The sequence below is a fragment of the Rhodococcus sp. Leaf278 genome (assembly GCF_001426085.1).
Lineage (GTDB): Bacteria > Actinomycetota > Actinomycetes > Mycobacteriales > Mycobacteriaceae > Rhodococcoides.
In genome coordinates this window covers 22006-38418 of record NZ_LMRR01000001.1, presented here as the reverse complement: position 1 = coordinate 38418, position 16413 = coordinate 22006, and the positions used below count along the sequence as shown (strand labels likewise).

Genomic DNA, 16413 nt, shown 5'->3' with positions numbered 1-16413 from the left:
CCGAGGAACTGGGCCCCGCATCGAACCGATGCGGGGCCCTGCTCGTGCAGTCAAGAAAACCTGAGCCATCTCGATCGAGTGAACGGTGAGCGCCGCACAGGTGGTTCCGGAATCCCTGCGGCAATGGCGGCAGCAACAGCATCGGCCAGTTCCACACAGGTCGCGAATCGATCTGCCGGATCCTTGGCCAACGCGCGTGCGACCACCGCGTCGAGTCCCCGCGGTAGTGAACGTCGCCGCCGTGTCACGGCAGGCGGGTCGGCCGACAGATGAGCCGAGGTGATCGCGAGTGGCGTGGCCAGCGGGTACGGCGTTCTCCCGGTGAGCAATTCGACCAAAGTCGCGCCCAATGCGTAGACGTCGGTCTGCGCACTCAGCACTCCCCCGCGCAGCAATTCCGGTGCCGCGTAATGAATGGACGCCAGCACCGTTCCGCCGACGACCAGCGGTGTGGAGTCGTCGACCAGACGTGCAATTCCCCAGTCCGACAACAGCACCTGCTCGTAGCCGTCCACCCGCTCGGTGGAGATCAGGATGTTCGACGGCTTGACGTCCCGGTGCAGGACGCCGTTGGAGTGGGCGTAGTCGAGCCCCTTGGCCACCTCGGCGACGATGCGCGCCACCCGGGAGACGTCGAGGGGAATCTGGCCACGAGCGACCAGACGCGCCGCGCTGTAACCGTCGACGTAGTGCATCGACATCCACAGCTGATGCTCGAACTCACCGTGTTCGTGCACCGACACGATGTTCGGATGCACCAGCAGCGCGGCAACGGTCGCTTCGGTCCGAAACTTGGTGCGGAGTCGCGGAGACCGTGATGCGTCACGGTCGAGAATCTTCAGCGCTTCGAGCCGATCGTGTCCGCGACCGTGGACGAGGTACACCTCACTCATGCCGCCGACCCCGAGGCGGCGCTGGACTCGAAAGCCCGCGAATTCAGTGCCCGGCTGCAACCGACCGGGAGTCACGGAATCGCCTGTGCAATAAGCCTGCTCGCAGCACATCGACTTCCCAGATGGACGGCAGCGCGAGCTCGCAACATCGACAGAACTGTAGTCCGTTCGGGTGTTCGCGGCGACTCGGCAGTTTCGTCACCAGGGCATTCTCGTTTAAGGTGATTACCGGTACTTGACCAAAACAAGAGAAAAAGAACGGCAAACCGATAGTGGTCGGCCGCGACTCGAGCTGTAAGGAAGTCAAGTAAGTGAAAGCAGTCAAAGAAGCCTGGGGAGGCCTGCTCAAGCCGGTTTTCGTCCCCGCATCGATCATCATCTTCGTGATGATCGCCTTCTCCGTGATCTATGCCAGCACGGCGGCGGATTCGTTCGACAAACTCAACCAGGCCATCACGTCGGGCGTCGGCTGGTGGTACATCCTGGCCGCAACCGGCTTCGTGCTGTTCGCCCTGTACTGCGGCTTGAGCCGAGTGGGTAACATCCGCCTCGGTCGCGACGACGAGAAGCCCGAGTTCGGCGTCCTGTCCTGGTTCGCCATGCTGTTCAGCGCCGGCATGGGCATCGGCCTGGTGTTCTACGGCGTCGCCGAGCCCCTTTCGCACTACGTCACGCCACCCGAAGCCGGGGGCATTTCCGGCAGCACCGACGCGTCCGCACGTCAAGCGATGGAGCTGACGCTCTTCCACTGGGGCCTGCATGCGTGGGCCATCTACGTCGTCGTGGGCCTCGGCATGGCGTACATGACCTACCGCAAGGGTCGGCCGCTGACCGTCCGCTGGTTGCTCGAGCCGCTGCTCGGGCGTAAGCGCATCGAGGGCCCGATCGGGCACACCATCGACACGGTCGCGATCGTGGGCACCTTGTTCGGCGTCGCGACCTCACTCGGCTTCGGTGTCCAGCAGATCTCCGCCGGCCTCGAGTACCTCGGCTGGGTGGAGACCACCAACTGGTTCGTGATCCTGCTCATCGCCGCCATCACCGGCATTGCCACCTTCTCGGTGGTCAGCGGAGTGTCCAAGGGCCTCAAGTGGCTCTCGAACATCAACATGGGACTGGCTGCCGCGCTCGCGCTGTTCGTACTGGTCCTCGGACCGACACTATTCCTGATGCAGTCCTGGGTACAGAATCTCGGCGGATACGTCCAGGCCCTGCCCGAGCTGGCCTTGCGTACCTCACCGTTCTCCGACGACGGGTGGGCCGGCGGCTGGACCATTTTCTACTGGGGCTGGTGGATGAGCTGGGCGCCGTTCGTCGGCATGTTCATCGCGCGCATCTCTCGTGGCCGCACCATCCGTGAATTCGTGTTCGGAGTGCTGCTCGCACCGACGATCGTCGGCTCGCTGTGGTTCACGATCTTCGGTGACACCGGCATCCTGCGACAGCGCAACGAGGGAGATCTGCTGGACGCCGAAGGGGCCGTGAACACCAACACGAGCCTGTTCCAGGTACTCGACGGGCTCCCGATCGCCGCGATCACCAGCGTGATCGCGATTGCGGTCATCGTGTTCTTCTTCGTGACATCCTCCGATTCGGGCTCGCTCGTGATCGATATTCTCTCGACCGGTGGTGAGCTGGAAACCCCGAAGATCACCCGCGTCTACTGGGCTGTGCTGCAGGGTGTTGCCGCTGCGGTACTGCTGCTCGTCGGTGGCACCAGCTCTCTGACGGCGTTGCAAACGATGTCGATCGCCACGGCGGTGCCGTTCTCGGTGGTACTCGTGCTCGCCTGTGTGTCGATGCTGAAAGCGTTCCGCTACGACGTTGCGACCACTCCTCGCTATCTGCGAGTGACCGCGACGCCCGATGTCGCAGAGGACGAGCCTGCCGCGCCCACGTCACCGGTACAACGCAAGCGAGCAACCGCCGGAATATCGACGACGTTTTCCGGACTGACACCCTCGCAGGAGGGCGTGACGCCGGCGCGTGCCGGCGGCAGTGTCGTCCTGGCGGTCCACGAGGTCCCCACCGAGCAACTCGAAATTCATCCCGACACGGGTGCAGTCGAGTACTCCGGCGACAACGCTCCCGTCGATCCACTGGGCGGCGAGGTGTTCGACACTCAGGAGTTCGCCGACTCGGCCGAGGGACAGAAAGACAGCAACAACCCCGGCTGAAAGATCAATCCAGCTCTGGCCCTCGCAACACCGTTGCGGGGGTCAGAGGTTTTTCGAAGCCCAATCGGTGAGCGCCTCGAGTGACGGCAGCAGTGCCTCACCCGACGTCGTCAGGCTGTACTCCACCGAGATGGGGGGCCCGTCGGTGACGGCGCGCGCCACCAGTCCTGCTTTGCCGAGTTCTCCGAGACGCTCCGACAGCACCGAGTCACTGATGCCGCCGACGGCGCGGCGCAGGTCGGAGAATCCCATCGGCCCGTTCATCAGCGTCGCCAGCAGAACGCCGTTCCATCGCTTGCCGAGGAATCCGAAGGCTTTGGTCAGTGCTCCGTCACATGCACGCGGTTCATGTGGCTGCTCGTTCGTGACCATGCCTCCACCCTACCGAGGTGCTACAGTCCGCCTTGCTACTTCTCATTTACTAGTAGCCTCAGAAATGAAAGCAGGGATCATGTTCATCGCAACCCTCGTCGTCTCGGTACTGCTCGCCGTTGCACTCACGTTCTCGGCGATCGGCAAACTGACGAAAAATCCCTCCGTCATCCCGATGCTCGAGCAGGTGGGCGTCCCCGCCGACAAGATTCCGTGGTTGGCCTACGCGGAGATACTCGGTGCCATCGGCCTCCTGGTCGGCCTGGTGGTCTGGCCGATCGGCGTAGCAGCTGCCGTCGGCGTCGTCCTCTACTTCGTCGGTGCGGTTGCCGCGCACCTTCGCGCCAAGGACAAGGAGTTCGCCCCAGCCGCCGGACTCGCCGTGTTCGCCGTTGTCGCGCTTGTCCTACGGGTGCTCAGCGCCTGACCAGTCGTAGTCCATCTGGCCCGCGGTGGCGAGGGCGTGATCGGCTCCCGCCCACCGCGCGACCAGATGCAGCGCGAGATCGAGGCCGGCACTGATTCCGGCCGACGTCGCCAGATCGCCGTGGTCGATGTACCGAACGCCCTCGTGCACCACGAGCGCAGGCCACCGATCGCGCAGCAGCTCCAGATCCTCCCAGTGCGTCGTGACCGGCCTCGCGTCGAGCAGTCCCGCTGCGGCGAGCACAAACGCACCGGTGCACACCGACGCGACAACTTCTGCTGTGGGTCGAATTCGCCGCAGCCACTCCAGAACTCGGCCCTCGGCTTCGACCGCGTCCACGACGCCGCCGGGAATTACGACGACGTCGTAGGTCCGCGGATCGTCGATCGTGGTGTCGACGCCGATCCTCATGCCACCTCGCGCGCGTACCGCTCCGTCGTCGAGCCCGACGAGCGTCACCTCGAAAGGCGCTGCGCTACCGGCACGTTCGGCCACCCGATTGGCCACCGAGAACACCTCGAACGGCCCACAGGCGTCGAGCACCTCCACGTCGTCGAACAACAGAATCGCGATGCTTCTCATGTCGCCTCAGCTGCTCGTGGTCGAAACGATGACGGGCACCATGACCGCAGCCATCACCGCGGTGTTCACGTCGGAGACCGCCTTGCGCACTGCCTCTCCTGCCCATTCGCCCTCGGCTATCTCCTTGGCTCGCGTCTTCACCAGTTTTTTGTCGGCATCTGCAATGACCTTGTGCGTGAGATCGACGGCCGAAACGAGAGAGATCAGGGCAGCCGAATGCGGCGTGGGCGTCGTGCCGTCGACGAGCGCGCTCCGGAGCGCATCTCGCAGCACCTTCTCGCGTGAGGTGTCTCTCGCCGGCCAGGTCGTAGTGGGAAACAACCCCAGCACCTTGTCTTTCTTCTCCGTGACGAAACCCCGAAACGCCAGCCGGGCGGCCAGTTCCTGGACCAGATTCTTCTGCGACTTCTCGATCACTTTCTGCGGCTTCATCGGCCGCGACGCCGTTGCCATGAGATCGAACACACGGCGCAGCAGTTCGTCTTCGGGTGGCTCCCCCGAGACGACCACGTGATCCTTCTTGACCTGTTCGTCGGGACCGGTGATGCGCAGCGATCCACTCAGTGCGAGCTCGACGACCAACGCACCGGCCAGCACCCGCGGCAACTTCGTGCTGTCGGCCAACGGCTTGCCCGTGTCGTCGTCGAGCAACAACAGCAGCAAATCCTCCGCAATCAAGGTCATGACGAGAGGCTAGCGAGAATGTACGGGTAGTTGTACGCGACCAGTTGCTCGAGAATTTCTATGTCCACATCGGCAAGCCTGTTCACGTACAGGCAACCTGCTCCTCGCTTGTGCTTTCCCAGCTGTTCGAGCAACGCGTCGGATTCCGGAGCGTAGGTCATGCCGTACAGCGACAGGCTCGACTTTCGCGGCGAAAAACCGACGACGAAATACTCTCCCCGACGGCCGCTTTTCGTCCTGTACCGATAGCTCCCGAAACCCACCATCGTCGGTCCCCACATCACTGCCGGTTGCCCGGTCGTGCGGCTCATCATCTCAGCGAGCGCGAGACCGTCGGCCCGCCGTACAGGATGCTCCACCGCAGCAAGGAATTCCGCGGCGGGTACCTCGCTGGGACGGGTGAGATTCTCGTTCAATTGATCAGACTCTGCCAGTTCGACGGCACCCGTTCGCGCGGTCCGGGAACCGTCTGGTCAACTGGATGATGCTGCGGCGGTGCAAGTTCGGGGCCGTCGTACATCTGCTCGTCCGCGTAGTTGTAGAACCATTCTTCACCGGGTTCGAAGCTCCGCACGAATTGATGCCGGGTGGACTCGGCATGCTTGCTGGCGTGCTGCGAGGGCGAGGAATCACAGCAACCGATATGACCGCACTGCGCACACCGACGCAGGTGTACCCACCAGCCCTCCGTCTGCGTGCACTCGACACAGCCGGGCCCCGACGGCGGAACGGCAGGGTCGATACCTTCGATGGTCATGATGCCTCCTGGACAGCGGGTTGGATGGGCAGTCTCACGATGAAGCGCGTGTTTCCGGGTTCGGACACCACTTGCAGATCACCCTGATGCTTCTTCACCACGATGCGCCACGAGATGTCGAGACCGAGACCCGTACCCTCGCCGACGGCCTTGGTGGTGAAGAACGGCTCGAAGATGCGGGACCGAATGTCCTGCGGCACACCGGGTCCGGTGTCGCAGATCTCGATCTGCACCTGATCCTCGTCCAACGACGTACGCACCGTCAAAACCCCCGAGCCATCCATCGCCTGCACGGCATTGTCGATCAGGTTCGTCCACACCTGATTGAGTTCGGCAGCGTAGGCAGGGATGGGCGGCACCGCAGGATCGTATTCTTTGACCACCGCGATGTCGTCGCCGATCTTGCGGCCCAACATGATCAGTGTGCTGTCGAGCAGTTCCCGCACATCCACGGTCTGGTACGGCGCACGGTCCATCTGTGAGTACTGCTTCGCGGCACCGACGAGCGTGGTGATTCTCGTGGTCGAATCCGCAATCTCGTTCATCAGCAGCTCTGTTTCGACCGTGTAGTTGAGCCACCTGATCGCGCCCTCGAGCATGGCCGGATCGTCGACGGTCGCCGATACCCGATCGAGCCACGGCACATCGAGTCCCGCGGAGACGAACGTGGGGGCCAGATCCCATCCGTCCCGAATATCTTTGTCCTCGAACCATTCTCCGAGTTCGTCCTCGCGGTCCGACGCCTCCATGGCCGTCAACTTGGGCGCTTTGGCCACCAACTCCACGGCCTCGTTCTGCAGTTCGACCAGACGCGCCAGGCTCGCACGGTCGAGGGTGCCGCCGGCGATCATCGCCAGTTTCTGCCGCATGTGCCCCACCCGATTCCGCAGGGCCGACGTCGCCCGCACCGCAGCCGCCGCGGGGTTGTTGAGCTCGTGCGTCAACCCGGCCGACAGAGAACCCAACGCCAGCAAGCGCTCTCGCTGTTCCACCACTTGCTTGGTGTTCTGATTTCCGAAGAACAATCCTTCGAGCAGATGCAGAGCCATCGGGAACCATTCCCGCACTATGGACGCGAAACAGTCTGCGTCGAGCACGAAGAAGCGCGAGGGCTCACTCACCCGCATCGAACCCTGATACGTCTGCGGCACCCGATCACCCAGATACGCCTGCCACGCACCGGCATAAACCCCGCGTTGCGAGGTTCTGTTGATCACCAGATCCTCGCCGCCCGAGAGTTTCGACAGCACCACGGCACCGTCCATCAAGACGTAGAAGCACGTTGCCGGGTCGCCCTCGGCGTACACCGGCCCCGGTTCGATGGTCTCGATGCGCCCGTCCCGACACAGCTCCGCCAACTGAGAGTCGGTGAGATGCTCGAACAGAAAAAGTGTCCGCAGCTCCTCCGGATCACACGCGGGCGTGCTCATGGGTTCGCCAGATATCTGTGCACCAGCATCACGGCCATCGCTCCTTCTCCCACTGCCGACGCGACGCGTTTGGCCGAGTCGGATCGAACGTCGCCTGCCGCGAACACCCCGGGCACACTCGTCTCGAGATGGTGCGGCAGACGATCCCGCGTCCACCCGGCAGGTCCGCGTCCGTCCACGACGAGGTCCGGCCCGGTGACAACGAATCCATGGTCGTCCCGAACGAGTACTCCGTCGAGCCACTCGGTGCGCGGGGCAGCCCCGATGAACAGGAACAGGTACTGCGCGTCGACGGTCAACGTCTCGTCGGTGGCCCGGTTGCGCAGCGTGATCGACTGGAGGTGACCGTCGCCGGCAACTCCCGCGACCTCGGTGCAGGGTCGAACGCTGATCTTCGGATTGTCTTCGATCTGCTTGATCAGGTAGTACGACATCGACGCTTCGAGCGAGGTTGCCCGGATCAGAATGGTGACCGACCTGGCCCCGCGCGAGAGGTACACCGCAGCCTGACCGGCCGAGTTCGCGCCGCCGACGATGTAGACGTCCTGCTCGGCGCAGCGTGCAGCCTCGGTCATCGCCGAGCCGTAGAACACGCCCCTACCGGTGAAGTCGTCTATTCCGGGTGCGTCCAGCCTGCGATAGGCGACGCCGGTGGACAGAATGATCGTCTGCGCACTGATGCTGCGGCCGTCGGCGAATCGCACGGTCCGCGCAGCGCCGTTGGTCTCCAAGGCCACGACGTCCTGCGTGGTGACCACCTCGGCACCGAACTTCAGCGCCTGCCGCCGGGCTCGTTCGGCCAACTGAGCGCCCGAAACCCCGTCGGGAAATCCCAGATAATTCTCGATGCGAGAGCTCTGACCGGCCTGACCACCGGTCGCGGTCCGCTCGATCAGCGTCGTTCGCAATCCTTCGGACGCGCCGTACAGTGCCGCTCCAAGTCCAGCAGGGCCACCGCCGATCACGACGAGATCGTAGAACTCCTCGGACGGCGACACGGTCAGGCCGAGCCGGTTGCCCAGCTCGGCATCGGACGGTTCGATCAGCGCATCACCCTCGGTGGTGATGACCACCGGCAGACGGTCGTCCGCCACGCCTGCCGCAGCCAACAGTCGAGCGCCCTCGGACTCGTCGGACATGTACCAGCGGTAGGGCAGCTGATTTCGGGCGAGAAACTCGCGAATCTCCGACGACCGAGCAGACCAGCGATGGCCGACGATCTTGGTGTCCTCGACGGCTCGGTGGTCGTAGGCGCACCAGGCTTCGAGTTGAGCGTCGAGCACGGGGTAGAGCTTTTCCTCGGGCGGATCCCACGGCTTGAGCAGGTAGTAGTCGAGATCGATGACGTTGATCGCGTCGATGGCGGCATCGGTGTCCGCGTAGGCAGTGAGAAGAATGCGGCGGGCCGTCGGGAACAGGTCCATCGCTTGTTCGAGGAATTCCATGCCGCTCATCAAGGGCATGCGGTAATCCGCCAACAGAATGGCGACCGGAGTGCCGCGCAGCGTGAGTTCCTTGAGTGCGTCGAGTGCGCCGGCACCGGATTCGGCGCGAACGATGCGGTACTGCTCGCCGTAGCGGCGGCGCAGGTCGCGGGCAACCGATCTCGATACTCCGGGATCGTCGTCGACACTGAGAATGACCGGTTTCATGACCCTCCAGAAGTGGTGCTCACCAACGTCATGAGCATGCCACCGGCTCGCCCCGAATGGGAGGCAAGCGGGCCTGGAAACAGCGGGGTCAGACTCGGCCGCGTCTGATCAGATCGAGTTCGTGGGGGGTGAGGAGTCGTTCGAGCTTCTCGGCCGGCCAGGTGCGCGGGCTCCCGCTCATCCTGGCGGTCTTCAACAGGGGTAGATCACTGCTGGTACGACGCATTATCGATTGTAATTTCACGGTGGATCACTCCGAACAATTTCTTCGTTGGTCCCGACACTCCGCTTGCTACATCGATCAGTGTCCGCTCGGTGTTAACGCCGCGGTGGGATCTCGTTCGGCGTTTCGTGGTGAAACACAGTTTCTCGGGCCCCTTCTCGGGGTAAACATCTCCTCAAATCAACTGATCGGGGAACGTTAGTGAATACGTCGGGCAAATCCACTTCAGGACATGCGCAATCCGGAAAATCGATGGCCGATTCGGTCCAGAACAACGGTGCATTCGAGAAGGCGGCCCGGGCCGGCCACTTCGTCAGCGGAGTGCTGCACATCCTCATCGGCTACATCGCCATCCGGTTGGCCTTCGGCCAGGGCGGTAACGCCGACCAATCCGGTGCACTGGCCGAACTGGCCGAGAAGCCTGGCGGCAAAATCGCACTGTGGGTTGCCGTCGTCGCCTTCGTGGCGCTGGCCCTGTGGCGCATAGTCGAGGCGATCGTCGGCAAGAAGTCCGACGCCGACGAGGGTAGTGCTCTCGATCGTCTCAAGGCCGCTGCACTGGCCGTCGTCTACATCGCGTTCGCATTCTCGACCTACGGTTTTGCGACCGGTTCCGGAAAATCCAGCGGCCAGCAGAACGCCGGCTACTCGGCCCGGTTGATGGAATCCGGCGGCGGCAAGCTGGTGCTGATCGTCGTCGCTCTCGTTGTCATCGGAGTGGGCGGCTACCACGTCTACAAGGGCGTCTCGAAGAATTTCCTCGACGATCTCGAGGGCCACCAGGGTGGAGCCGTCGTCAAGCTCGGCATCGCCGGATACGCAGCCAAGGGCACAGCGCTGGTCGGGGCCGGAATCCTCGTCGTCGTGGCGGTATTGCAGTCGGATCCGTCCAAGGCCACCGGAATCGACGGGGCCGTCAAGACACTGGGTGCCCAGCCCTACGGCCAGGTGCTGCTGATCCTCGCCGGGGTGGGAATCGCGCTCTATGGGGTGTACGCATTCGTGCTGGCTCGCTTCGCTCGTATGTGAAGGAAAGTTCGTAGCGGGCTACGAATTACCGCTCACCTGGGTGGTCAACTGTGTTCGCTGACACATAGGATGCGCACGATTGAGTGTGACAGTCGGTTGCATTTACCTCACCACCAGGAGTCCCACGTTGAGCAAGACTCTCGAAGCCACGATCGATATCGCCGCGAGCCCCGAGACCGTCTGGTCGATCGTCTCCGACCTCGAGCGCATGGGTGAGTGGAGCCCGCAGTGCAAGAAGATGAAGGTCTTCGGCGGACCGGTCGGCAAGGGCACCAGGACGCTCAACGTCAACCGCAAGGGTCTGCTCGTCTGGCCGACGTCGGCGAAAGTCGTCGCCTTCGAGCCCAACCGTGAACTCGCGTTCCGGGTCGTGGAGAACAAGACGATCTGGTCGTACACCCTGACGCCCACGGCCACCGGGACGACCGTCGTCGAGAAGCGTCAGGCACCCAGCGGCACGTCCGCGGTCTCGTCGCTGCTGGTCAAGCGCATCCTGGGTGGGATCGACGAGTTCGACGTCGAACTGGTCGAGGGCATGAACAGCACCCTGCGTCGCATCAAGGCCGAAAGCGAAAAGTTGGGCCGAAAATAAATATTCTCAGGAATGTTTCAGGTTTGTTTCTCTCGGGCATCCGGCGTTTCGACAAGCAAACGACACGAACGGAAAGTGGGGGCAACTTATGTTGGGTCTCGGAATCATCGGCTGGATCATCATCGGCGGACTCGCAGGTTGGATCGGCAGCAAGATCATGAAGACCGATGCTCAGATGGGCATCATCCTGAACATCGTCGTCGGCATCATCGGTGGCCTCATCGGTGGATACCTGCTCAAGGTCTTCGGCGTCGACGTCGAAGGTGGCGGACTGATCTTCAGCTTCATCACCTGCATCCTCGGCGCATGCATCCTGCTCTTCCTGGTCAAGCTCGTGACAGGTCGCAGCAGCCGCGTCTGATCGACTCGCAGCTCCCGACTGCCGGGGCACCTCACGTACGCTGTGAGGGCCTCGGCAGTCGTGCATCTGCACGTCGACTGCTGCACGCAACACGACCTGCCGACACCTGAACGACAAAAAAGTTAGAGGAGACCGTGGCACGCCGTCCCGCCCCGATTGGTCAACCGCCCCGCACGGGAGTGGCTCACATCGTCGATTTGGTTCGTGAAACGGTTCCACCACTACACCCCGCGGGACTTCCCTTCGTGGGTGGTCCGCTCGCCGTCGCAGTGCTCGGCCGCCGCTCCAAGTGGGTGCGCAACGCCGGCCTCGTCGCTGCTGGAGCCTGTGCCACCTTCTTCCGCCACCCGTCACGGGTGCCACCCAATCGCCCCGGCGTCGTCGTTGCCCCGGCCGACGGCCTCGTCACACTCGTCGATACTGCAGTACCGCCGGCCGAGCTCGATCTCGGCTCCGAGCCGGTCCCACGCGTGAGCATCTTCCTCTCGGTCCTGGACGTTCACGTTCAGCGTGTTCCCGTCGGCGGCCGGGTGCTGGAGGTCGTTCATCGCCGCGGCCAGTTCAAATCGGCCGATCTCGCCGAGGCCAGCGAAGTCAACGAACGCAACAGCATGCACATCAGGACCGACTCCGGCCAGGACGTCGCCGTCGTGCAGATCGCCGGTCTGATCGCGCGACGCATCATCAACAACGCCAAGGTGGGCGACACTCTCTCGATCGGCGACACCTACGGCTTGATCCGCTTCGGCTCACGAGTCGACACCTACTTCCCCGCGGGCACCACGCTCCTGGTCGAACGCGGCCAACGCGCAGTCGGTGCCGAGACGGTCCTCGCCGAGCTCTCGCAGTAGACACCGACATGATCACCAGACGCGCCAAGCCGCCTGCTGCCATCCGTCTGCTCCCGTCCGTCGTCACGATTCTCGCGCTGTGCTCCGGCCTGTCCGCGGTCAAGTTCGCCCTCGACGGTCAGCTCGGCACGGCACTCGCCATGATCGGTGCCGCCGCAATTCTCGACGCGTTGGACGGGCGAATCGCGCGGCTGCTCGACGCCACCAGCAAGATCGGTGCCGAGCTGGACTCACTGTCCGACGCCATTTCGTTCGGCGTCGCCCCGGCACTGGTCCTGTACGTCACGTTGCTCGAGGGCAGTAGCGGCGGCTGGATCGTCGCACTGGTCTACGCGGTGAGCATCGTGCTTCGGCTCGCCCGCTTCAACACGTTGCTCGACGAGGACGACACCCCCGCGTACGCCCGCGAATACTTCACTGGCGTTCCCGCACCCGCCGGTGCACTCATCGCGCTGGCCCCGATCGCCGCGTTCGAGGAATTCGGCGACGGCTGGTGGGCGTCGTTCTATGTCGTGGCCGGATGGTCGATCGTGACCGCCGCTCTGATCGTCAGCCGCATTCCCACCCTCGCGCTCAAGACCGTCTCGGTTCCGCCGAGGCTGGCGGCCATCCTGCTGGTTCTGGTGGCTCTGCTCGCCGCCGCGCTCATCACTTTCCCGCTGGTTCTGCTGATGGGATTGGTGCTGGCCTATCTCATCCACATCCCGTTCGCGGTGCGGTCACAGCGCTGGACTGCCGCGCGCCCGTACACGTGGGACGCCAAGCCGGCGGAGCGTCGAGCGGAGCGACGGGCCATCCGCCGCGCCCCGGGTAACAACCGCCGGTCCCAGGCACGACTGGGACTGCGTCGACCACGTAGCTGACAACCGCATTAGGTTGGACGTGTGACCGCATCCCGAACGCCCGAGCTCGTTCTCACTGCACGCCTCAACACCTCGGCGGCCGATGCCAGGCGCGGAGTGGTGCGACTGCATCCGGAGGTACTCGCGGCCCTCGGGCTACGGGAATGGGATGCGCTGTCACTCATCGGATCTCGACGCACTGCAGCCGTCGTCGCAGCAGCTCCCGAGGGTTCGCCACAGGGCACCGCACTACTGGACGACGTCACGCTCTCCAATGCCGGACTGCGCGAAAATGCCACTGTCGCAGTCGCGCCCGTCACCGTCTACGGGGCCAAGACCGTCACGGTGACCGGCTCTGCGCTCGCCACCGGCTCCATCTCCGACGCCACCCTGCGACAAGCGTTGCTCGGCAAGGTGCTGACGGTGGGCGACACGGTGTCGCTACTCCCCCGCGATCTGGGCCCCGGCACGTCGACGAGTTCGGCGACGCAGGCCCTGTCGAGAACGTTTGGAGTGGCGTGGACCACCGAACTGTTGACGGTTTCCGCCGTCGACCCGTCGGGTGGGCCGGTGAGCGTTCAGCCCAACTCGGCGGTCGGCTGGGGCACCGGCACCGTGACCGCCTCCGGCGCAACACCATCCGCGTCGGTACACCCTGCACGAGATTCCGTGACGAGGGCCGCTCCCCCACGCGTGAGCGCTGCCGATCTGGTGGGCGTGAGCGCACAGTCGGCCAAGCTCACCGAGTGGCTGCGGTTGGCTCTGGACGAATCGGAACTGCTGGCCACGCTCGGTGCATCGCCGCATCTGGGCGTGCTGATCACTGGGTCCGGCGGCGTGGGCAAGGCCACGCTAGCCCGCGCAGTGATCGGTGAGCGAGCGTGCGTTGCACTGGACGGTCCGTCGATCGGCGCACTCGAGGCGTCCGCTCGCGTCGAGCGGGTCACCGCGGCGGTGGACGAACTCGCCGGCTCGGGCGTCCTGTTGATTACCGACGTCGACGCTTTGTTGCCGTCCGATCCCGAACCGGCGTCCACCTTCGTGCTCGACGTACTGCGCCGGGCCGTCGACACTCCCGGTCTGGCGCTCATCGCAACGACCGCGCATCCCGAGGCCACCGACGCACGGCTCCGGGGCCAGGACCTGTGCGATCGCGAGCTCACCCTCACCCTGCCCGACGCCGCCGGTCGTAAGGGACTGCTCGAACACCTGCTGAAGAAGGTGCCGCAGGGCGACGTGGATCTGGGTGAGATAGCTTCGCGAACACCGGGTTTCGTGGTCGCAGACCTAGCCGCTTTGACGCGGGAGGCGGCGCTGCGGGCGGCTGCGCGCGCGTCGAACGATTCGGCCGCGGCCTCGTTGACGCAGGACGATCTGGTGGGCGCTCTTCAGGTGATCCGCCCACTCTCGCGTTCGGGGAGCGAGGAGTTGGCCATCGGTAGCCTCACGCTCGAGGACGTCGGCGACATGGTGGAGACCAAACAGGCACTCACCGAGGCGGTCCTGTGGCCGCTTCGGCATCCGGATTCGTTCGCGCGCTTGGGAATCGAGCCGCCACGCGGGGTGCTGCTCTACGGTCCGCCCGGCTGCGGCAAGACGTTTCTGGTGCGGGCACTGGCAAGTTCCGGTCAGCTCAGCGTGCACTCGGTCAAGGGCGCGGAGCTGATGGACAAATGGGTCGGCTCCTCGGAAAAGGCTGTGCGAGAGCTCTTTCAGCGAGCCCGCGATTCTGCGCCGTCCCTGATCTTCCTCGACGAGGTGGATGCCCTCGTGCCTCGGCGCGGGCAGAGCTCGGATTCGGGCGTCGGTGATCGGGTGGTAGCGGCACTACTGACCGAACTCGACGGCGTCGAACCGTTGCGCGACGTCGTGGTTCTCGGTGCGACCAACCGACCCGATCTGATCGACCCGGCCTTGCTGAGGCCCGGCCGACTCGAGCGTCTGGTGTTCGTGCCGCCGCCGGATTCCGATGCCCGGGTGGACATCCTGAAGGCGTCGGGCAAATCCATTCCGCTGGCCGAGGACGTGGATCTGGATGCGTTGGCGCGCGATCTCGACGGCTACTCCGCCGCCGATTGCGCGGCACTGCTGCGCGAGGCAGCACTGACGGCGATGCGTCGGTCGATGGATGCCGCCGACGTCACGGCCGCCGATGTCGCCACCGCTCGGGCGACGGTCAAGCCGTCACTCGATCCCGAGCAGGTGGCGCATCTGCGGGCCTACGGGTCGTGAACGGAAACTCGTAGCAGGCTACGAAGTTCCGTGCACGTGCGGCGAAGCCGCTCTCACTTCCAGCGGGCGAGGACCTCTTCGGCGCGCTTGGCGAGCACCATCTGGAAGATCGGTCCGAAACTGATACGACCGACACCGAGGGATGCGAAGTGCGACAGGTCGCCCTCGGCGGGGTTGGCGATGGCATTGATCGGGAGCGGGAGTTCCTCGGCCAGACGCTTGTAGTCGGCGTCGTTGTGGAAGCCGACGGGGTAGAGCGAGTCGGCTCCGGCTGCGGCGGCCAGCTTCAGGCGGGCGATGGCGCGGTCGACGCGATCGTTCTCGTCGCCGATCTCCTTGACGAACAGGTCGGTGCGGGCGTTGATGACGACGTGGACGTCGGTGGCGTCGGATGCTGCGCGCAGGGCTCCGACGAAGTCGGCGTGCTCCTGTGCTTCACGGAGCCGTCCGCCCTCGCTGTGCACGGTGTCCTCGATGTTGAGGCCGACGGCTCCGGCCGAGATGAGGCCGTCGATCAGGCGCTTGGGGTCCTCGCCGTAGCCGGATTCGATGTCGACCGAGAGCGGAGCGTCGACGGCTGCGGAGATCTGCGAGATGCGGGCGAGGAGTTCGTCGAAGGTGATGCCCTCGTTGTCCGGCTTGCCGATGGAGTCCGAGACGGGGTGACTGCCGACGGTCAGCGCGGTGAATCCTGCGGAGACGGCGAGGTTGGCGGACCAGGCGTCCCACACCGTCGGCAGCACGACCGGGTTGCCCGGCTTGTGCAGCTCGAGCAGGGTGTTGGCTTTCTGGGACAGGTTCGTCATCGAAGACTCCTTCGCGGTGGTTGTGGAGAACGTACGTTCTCTCGGTCACCAACGTACGCGATTCAGTCGACTAAATCGAGTGCTTTCATCCGGTCGAACACCATCAGCGATCCCGGAGCGACGTCGGGCATCGCCGCGTACTCGTCCCGGGTGAAGTACCTGATCTCGGCTATTTCGCTCGTCGGCGACGGTTCGCCGACCAGATCGGCCAGAAAGCATGTGATTTCGAGCGGTGTACCCGCCGGATGCCCCCAGGCCTCGCACTCGAACACTCCGAGGAGTCGAGCACCGATCACTTCCGCGTCGAGTTCTTCTCTGATCTCCCGGTGCAATGCCTGCTCTGCAGTCTCACCCGGGTCGATTTTGCCGCCGGCCATGTAGAAAGCGGATTTGCCCACCGATCGCGTCTGAATCATTCGACGGTCCCGAACGAAGGCCAACCCGGCCGTCCGAATGAGCCTCTTCTCGTTCACGGGCACTGCTCCCCTTTCCCGCGTACGTCC

The 16413-nt window shown here is 64.3% G+C and carries 18 protein-coding genes; 8 read left to right on the top strand and 10 right to left on the bottom strand.

The window, feature by feature from the left end; all coding sequences use genetic code 11:
- Nucleotides 1-50: 50 nt before the first annotated feature.
- Nucleotides 51-1004: a serine/threonine-protein kinase gene (locus ASG84_RS00215; RefSeq protein ID WP_268793462.1), complete on the bottom strand. Its 954-nt coding sequence runs from the start codon at nt 1002-1004 to the stop codon at nt 51-53.
- 200 nt (nt 1005-1204) lie between these two features.
- On the opposite strand from ASG84_RS00215, the gene ASG84_RS00210 reads away from it, so the two are divergent.
- A complete protein-coding gene (locus ASG84_RS00210; protein WP_200936471.1) occupies nt 1205-3070 on the top strand; it encodes a BCCT family transporter in 1866 nt (621 codons plus the stop codon).
- Nucleotides 3071-3112: 42 nt separating this feature from the next.
- On the opposite strand, the gene ASG84_RS00205 is transcribed toward ASG84_RS00210, so the two are convergent.
- Nucleotides 3113-3442 (bottom strand): winged helix-turn-helix transcriptional regulator, encoded by a 330-nt coding sequence (locus ASG84_RS00205; protein ID WP_057475060.1) that lies wholly within the window; start codon nt 3440-3442, stop codon nt 3113-3115.
- Nucleotides 3443-3521: 79 nt separating this feature from the next.
- Between ASG84_RS00205 and ASG84_RS00200 the strand changes: the two genes are divergently transcribed.
- Complete coding sequence (locus tag ASG84_RS00200) at nt 3522-3869, top strand: DoxX family protein (RefSeq protein WP_057475059.1); 348 nt, start codon at nt 3522-3524, stop codon at nt 3867-3869.
- Here the strand turns inward: ASG84_RS00200 and ASG84_RS00195 are convergent.
- The 6 genes from ASG84_RS00195 to ASG84_RS00170 are packed head-to-tail and all read right to left on the bottom strand — an operon-like array spanning nt 3849 to nt 8974.
- Nucleotides 3849-4451, bottom strand: coding sequence for a DJ-1/PfpI family protein (locus tag ASG84_RS00195; RefSeq protein WP_057475058.1), 603 nt, complete (start codon nt 4449-4451; stop codon nt 3849-3851). The genes ASG84_RS00200 and ASG84_RS00195 overlap by 21 nt on opposite strands.
- A 6-nt stretch (nt 4452-4457) precedes the next feature.
- A complete protein-coding gene (locus tag ASG84_RS00190; protein ID WP_057475057.1) occupies nt 4458-5135 on the bottom strand; it encodes a GOLPH3/VPS74 family protein in 678 nt (225 codons plus the stop codon).
- Nucleotides 5132-5551: a DUF1801 domain-containing protein gene (locus tag ASG84_RS00185; RefSeq protein WP_057475056.1), complete on the bottom strand. Its 420-nt coding sequence runs from the start codon at nt 5549-5551 to the stop codon at nt 5132-5134. The genes ASG84_RS00190 and ASG84_RS00185 overlap by 4 nt, the downstream gene beginning before the upstream one ends.
- Complete coding sequence (locus ASG84_RS00180) at nt 5548-5892, bottom strand: UBP-type zinc finger domain-containing protein (RefSeq protein WP_057475055.1); 345 nt, start codon at nt 5890-5892, stop codon at nt 5548-5550. The genes ASG84_RS00185 and ASG84_RS00180 overlap by 4 nt, the downstream gene beginning before the upstream one ends.
- Complete coding sequence (locus ASG84_RS00175; RefSeq protein ID WP_057475054.1) at nt 5889-7322, bottom strand: ATP-binding protein; 1434 nt, start codon at nt 7320-7322, stop codon at nt 5889-5891. The genes ASG84_RS00180 and ASG84_RS00175 overlap by 4 nt, the downstream gene beginning before the upstream one ends.
- Nucleotides 7319-8974 (bottom strand): FAD-dependent oxidoreductase, encoded by a 1656-nt coding sequence (locus ASG84_RS00170; RefSeq protein ID WP_057475053.1) that lies wholly within the window; start codon nt 8972-8974, stop codon nt 7319-7321. The genes ASG84_RS00175 and ASG84_RS00170 overlap by 4 nt, the downstream gene beginning before the upstream one ends.
- Nucleotides 8975-9449: 475 nt before the next feature.
- On the opposite strand from ASG84_RS00170, the gene ASG84_RS00165 reads away from it, so the two are divergent.
- From ASG84_RS00165 to ASG84_RS00140, 6 genes are all read left to right on the top strand, one after another.
- Nucleotides 9450-10226: a DUF1206 domain-containing protein gene (locus ASG84_RS00165; protein WP_057475052.1), complete on the top strand. Its 777-nt coding sequence runs from the start codon at nt 9450-9452 to the stop codon at nt 10224-10226.
- A gap of 127 nt (nt 10227-10353) precedes the next feature.
- On the top strand, nt 10354-10818 hold the full coding sequence (locus tag ASG84_RS00160; protein ID WP_057475464.1) for an SRPBCC family protein: 465 nt from the start codon (nt 10354-10356) through the stop codon (nt 10816-10818).
- Nucleotides 10819-10906: 88 nt separating this feature from the next.
- Nucleotides 10907-11179 (top strand): GlsB/YeaQ/YmgE family stress response membrane protein, encoded by a 273-nt coding sequence (locus tag ASG84_RS00155; RefSeq protein ID WP_057475051.1) that lies wholly within the window; start codon nt 10907-10909, stop codon nt 11177-11179.
- A gap of 134 nt (nt 11180-11313) precedes the next feature.
- A complete protein-coding gene (locus ASG84_RS00150; RefSeq protein ID WP_057475050.1) occupies nt 11314-12030 on the top strand; it encodes a phosphatidylserine decarboxylase in 717 nt (238 codons plus the stop codon).
- An 8-nt stretch (nt 12031-12038) separates the two neighbouring features.
- A complete protein-coding gene (gene pssA, locus ASG84_RS00145) occupies nt 12039-12893 on the top strand; it encodes a CDP-diacylglycerol--serine O-phosphatidyltransferase (protein ID WP_057475049.1) in 855 nt (284 codons plus the stop codon).
- Nucleotides 12894-12914: 21 nt separating this feature from the next.
- Complete coding sequence (locus ASG84_RS00140; RefSeq protein ID WP_057475048.1) at nt 12915-15104, top strand: AAA family ATPase; 2190 nt, start codon at nt 12915-12917, stop codon at nt 15102-15104.
- A gap of 53 nt (nt 15105-15157) precedes the next feature.
- Here ASG84_RS00140 and ASG84_RS00135 read toward each other — a convergent pair whose 3' ends face one another.
- Together ASG84_RS00135 and ASG84_RS00130 are read right to left on the bottom strand one after the other, a co-directional pair.
- Entirely contained in the window at nt 15158-15910 is a 753-nt protein-coding gene (locus ASG84_RS00135) for an isocitrate lyase/PEP mutase family protein (RefSeq protein WP_057475047.1), read from the bottom strand.
- 62 nt (nt 15911-15972) lie between these two features.
- Nucleotides 15973-16383 (bottom strand): NUDIX hydrolase, encoded by a 411-nt coding sequence (locus tag ASG84_RS00130; protein WP_327213056.1) that lies wholly within the window; start codon nt 16381-16383, stop codon nt 15973-15975.
- Nucleotides 16384-16413: the final 30 nt, after the last annotated feature.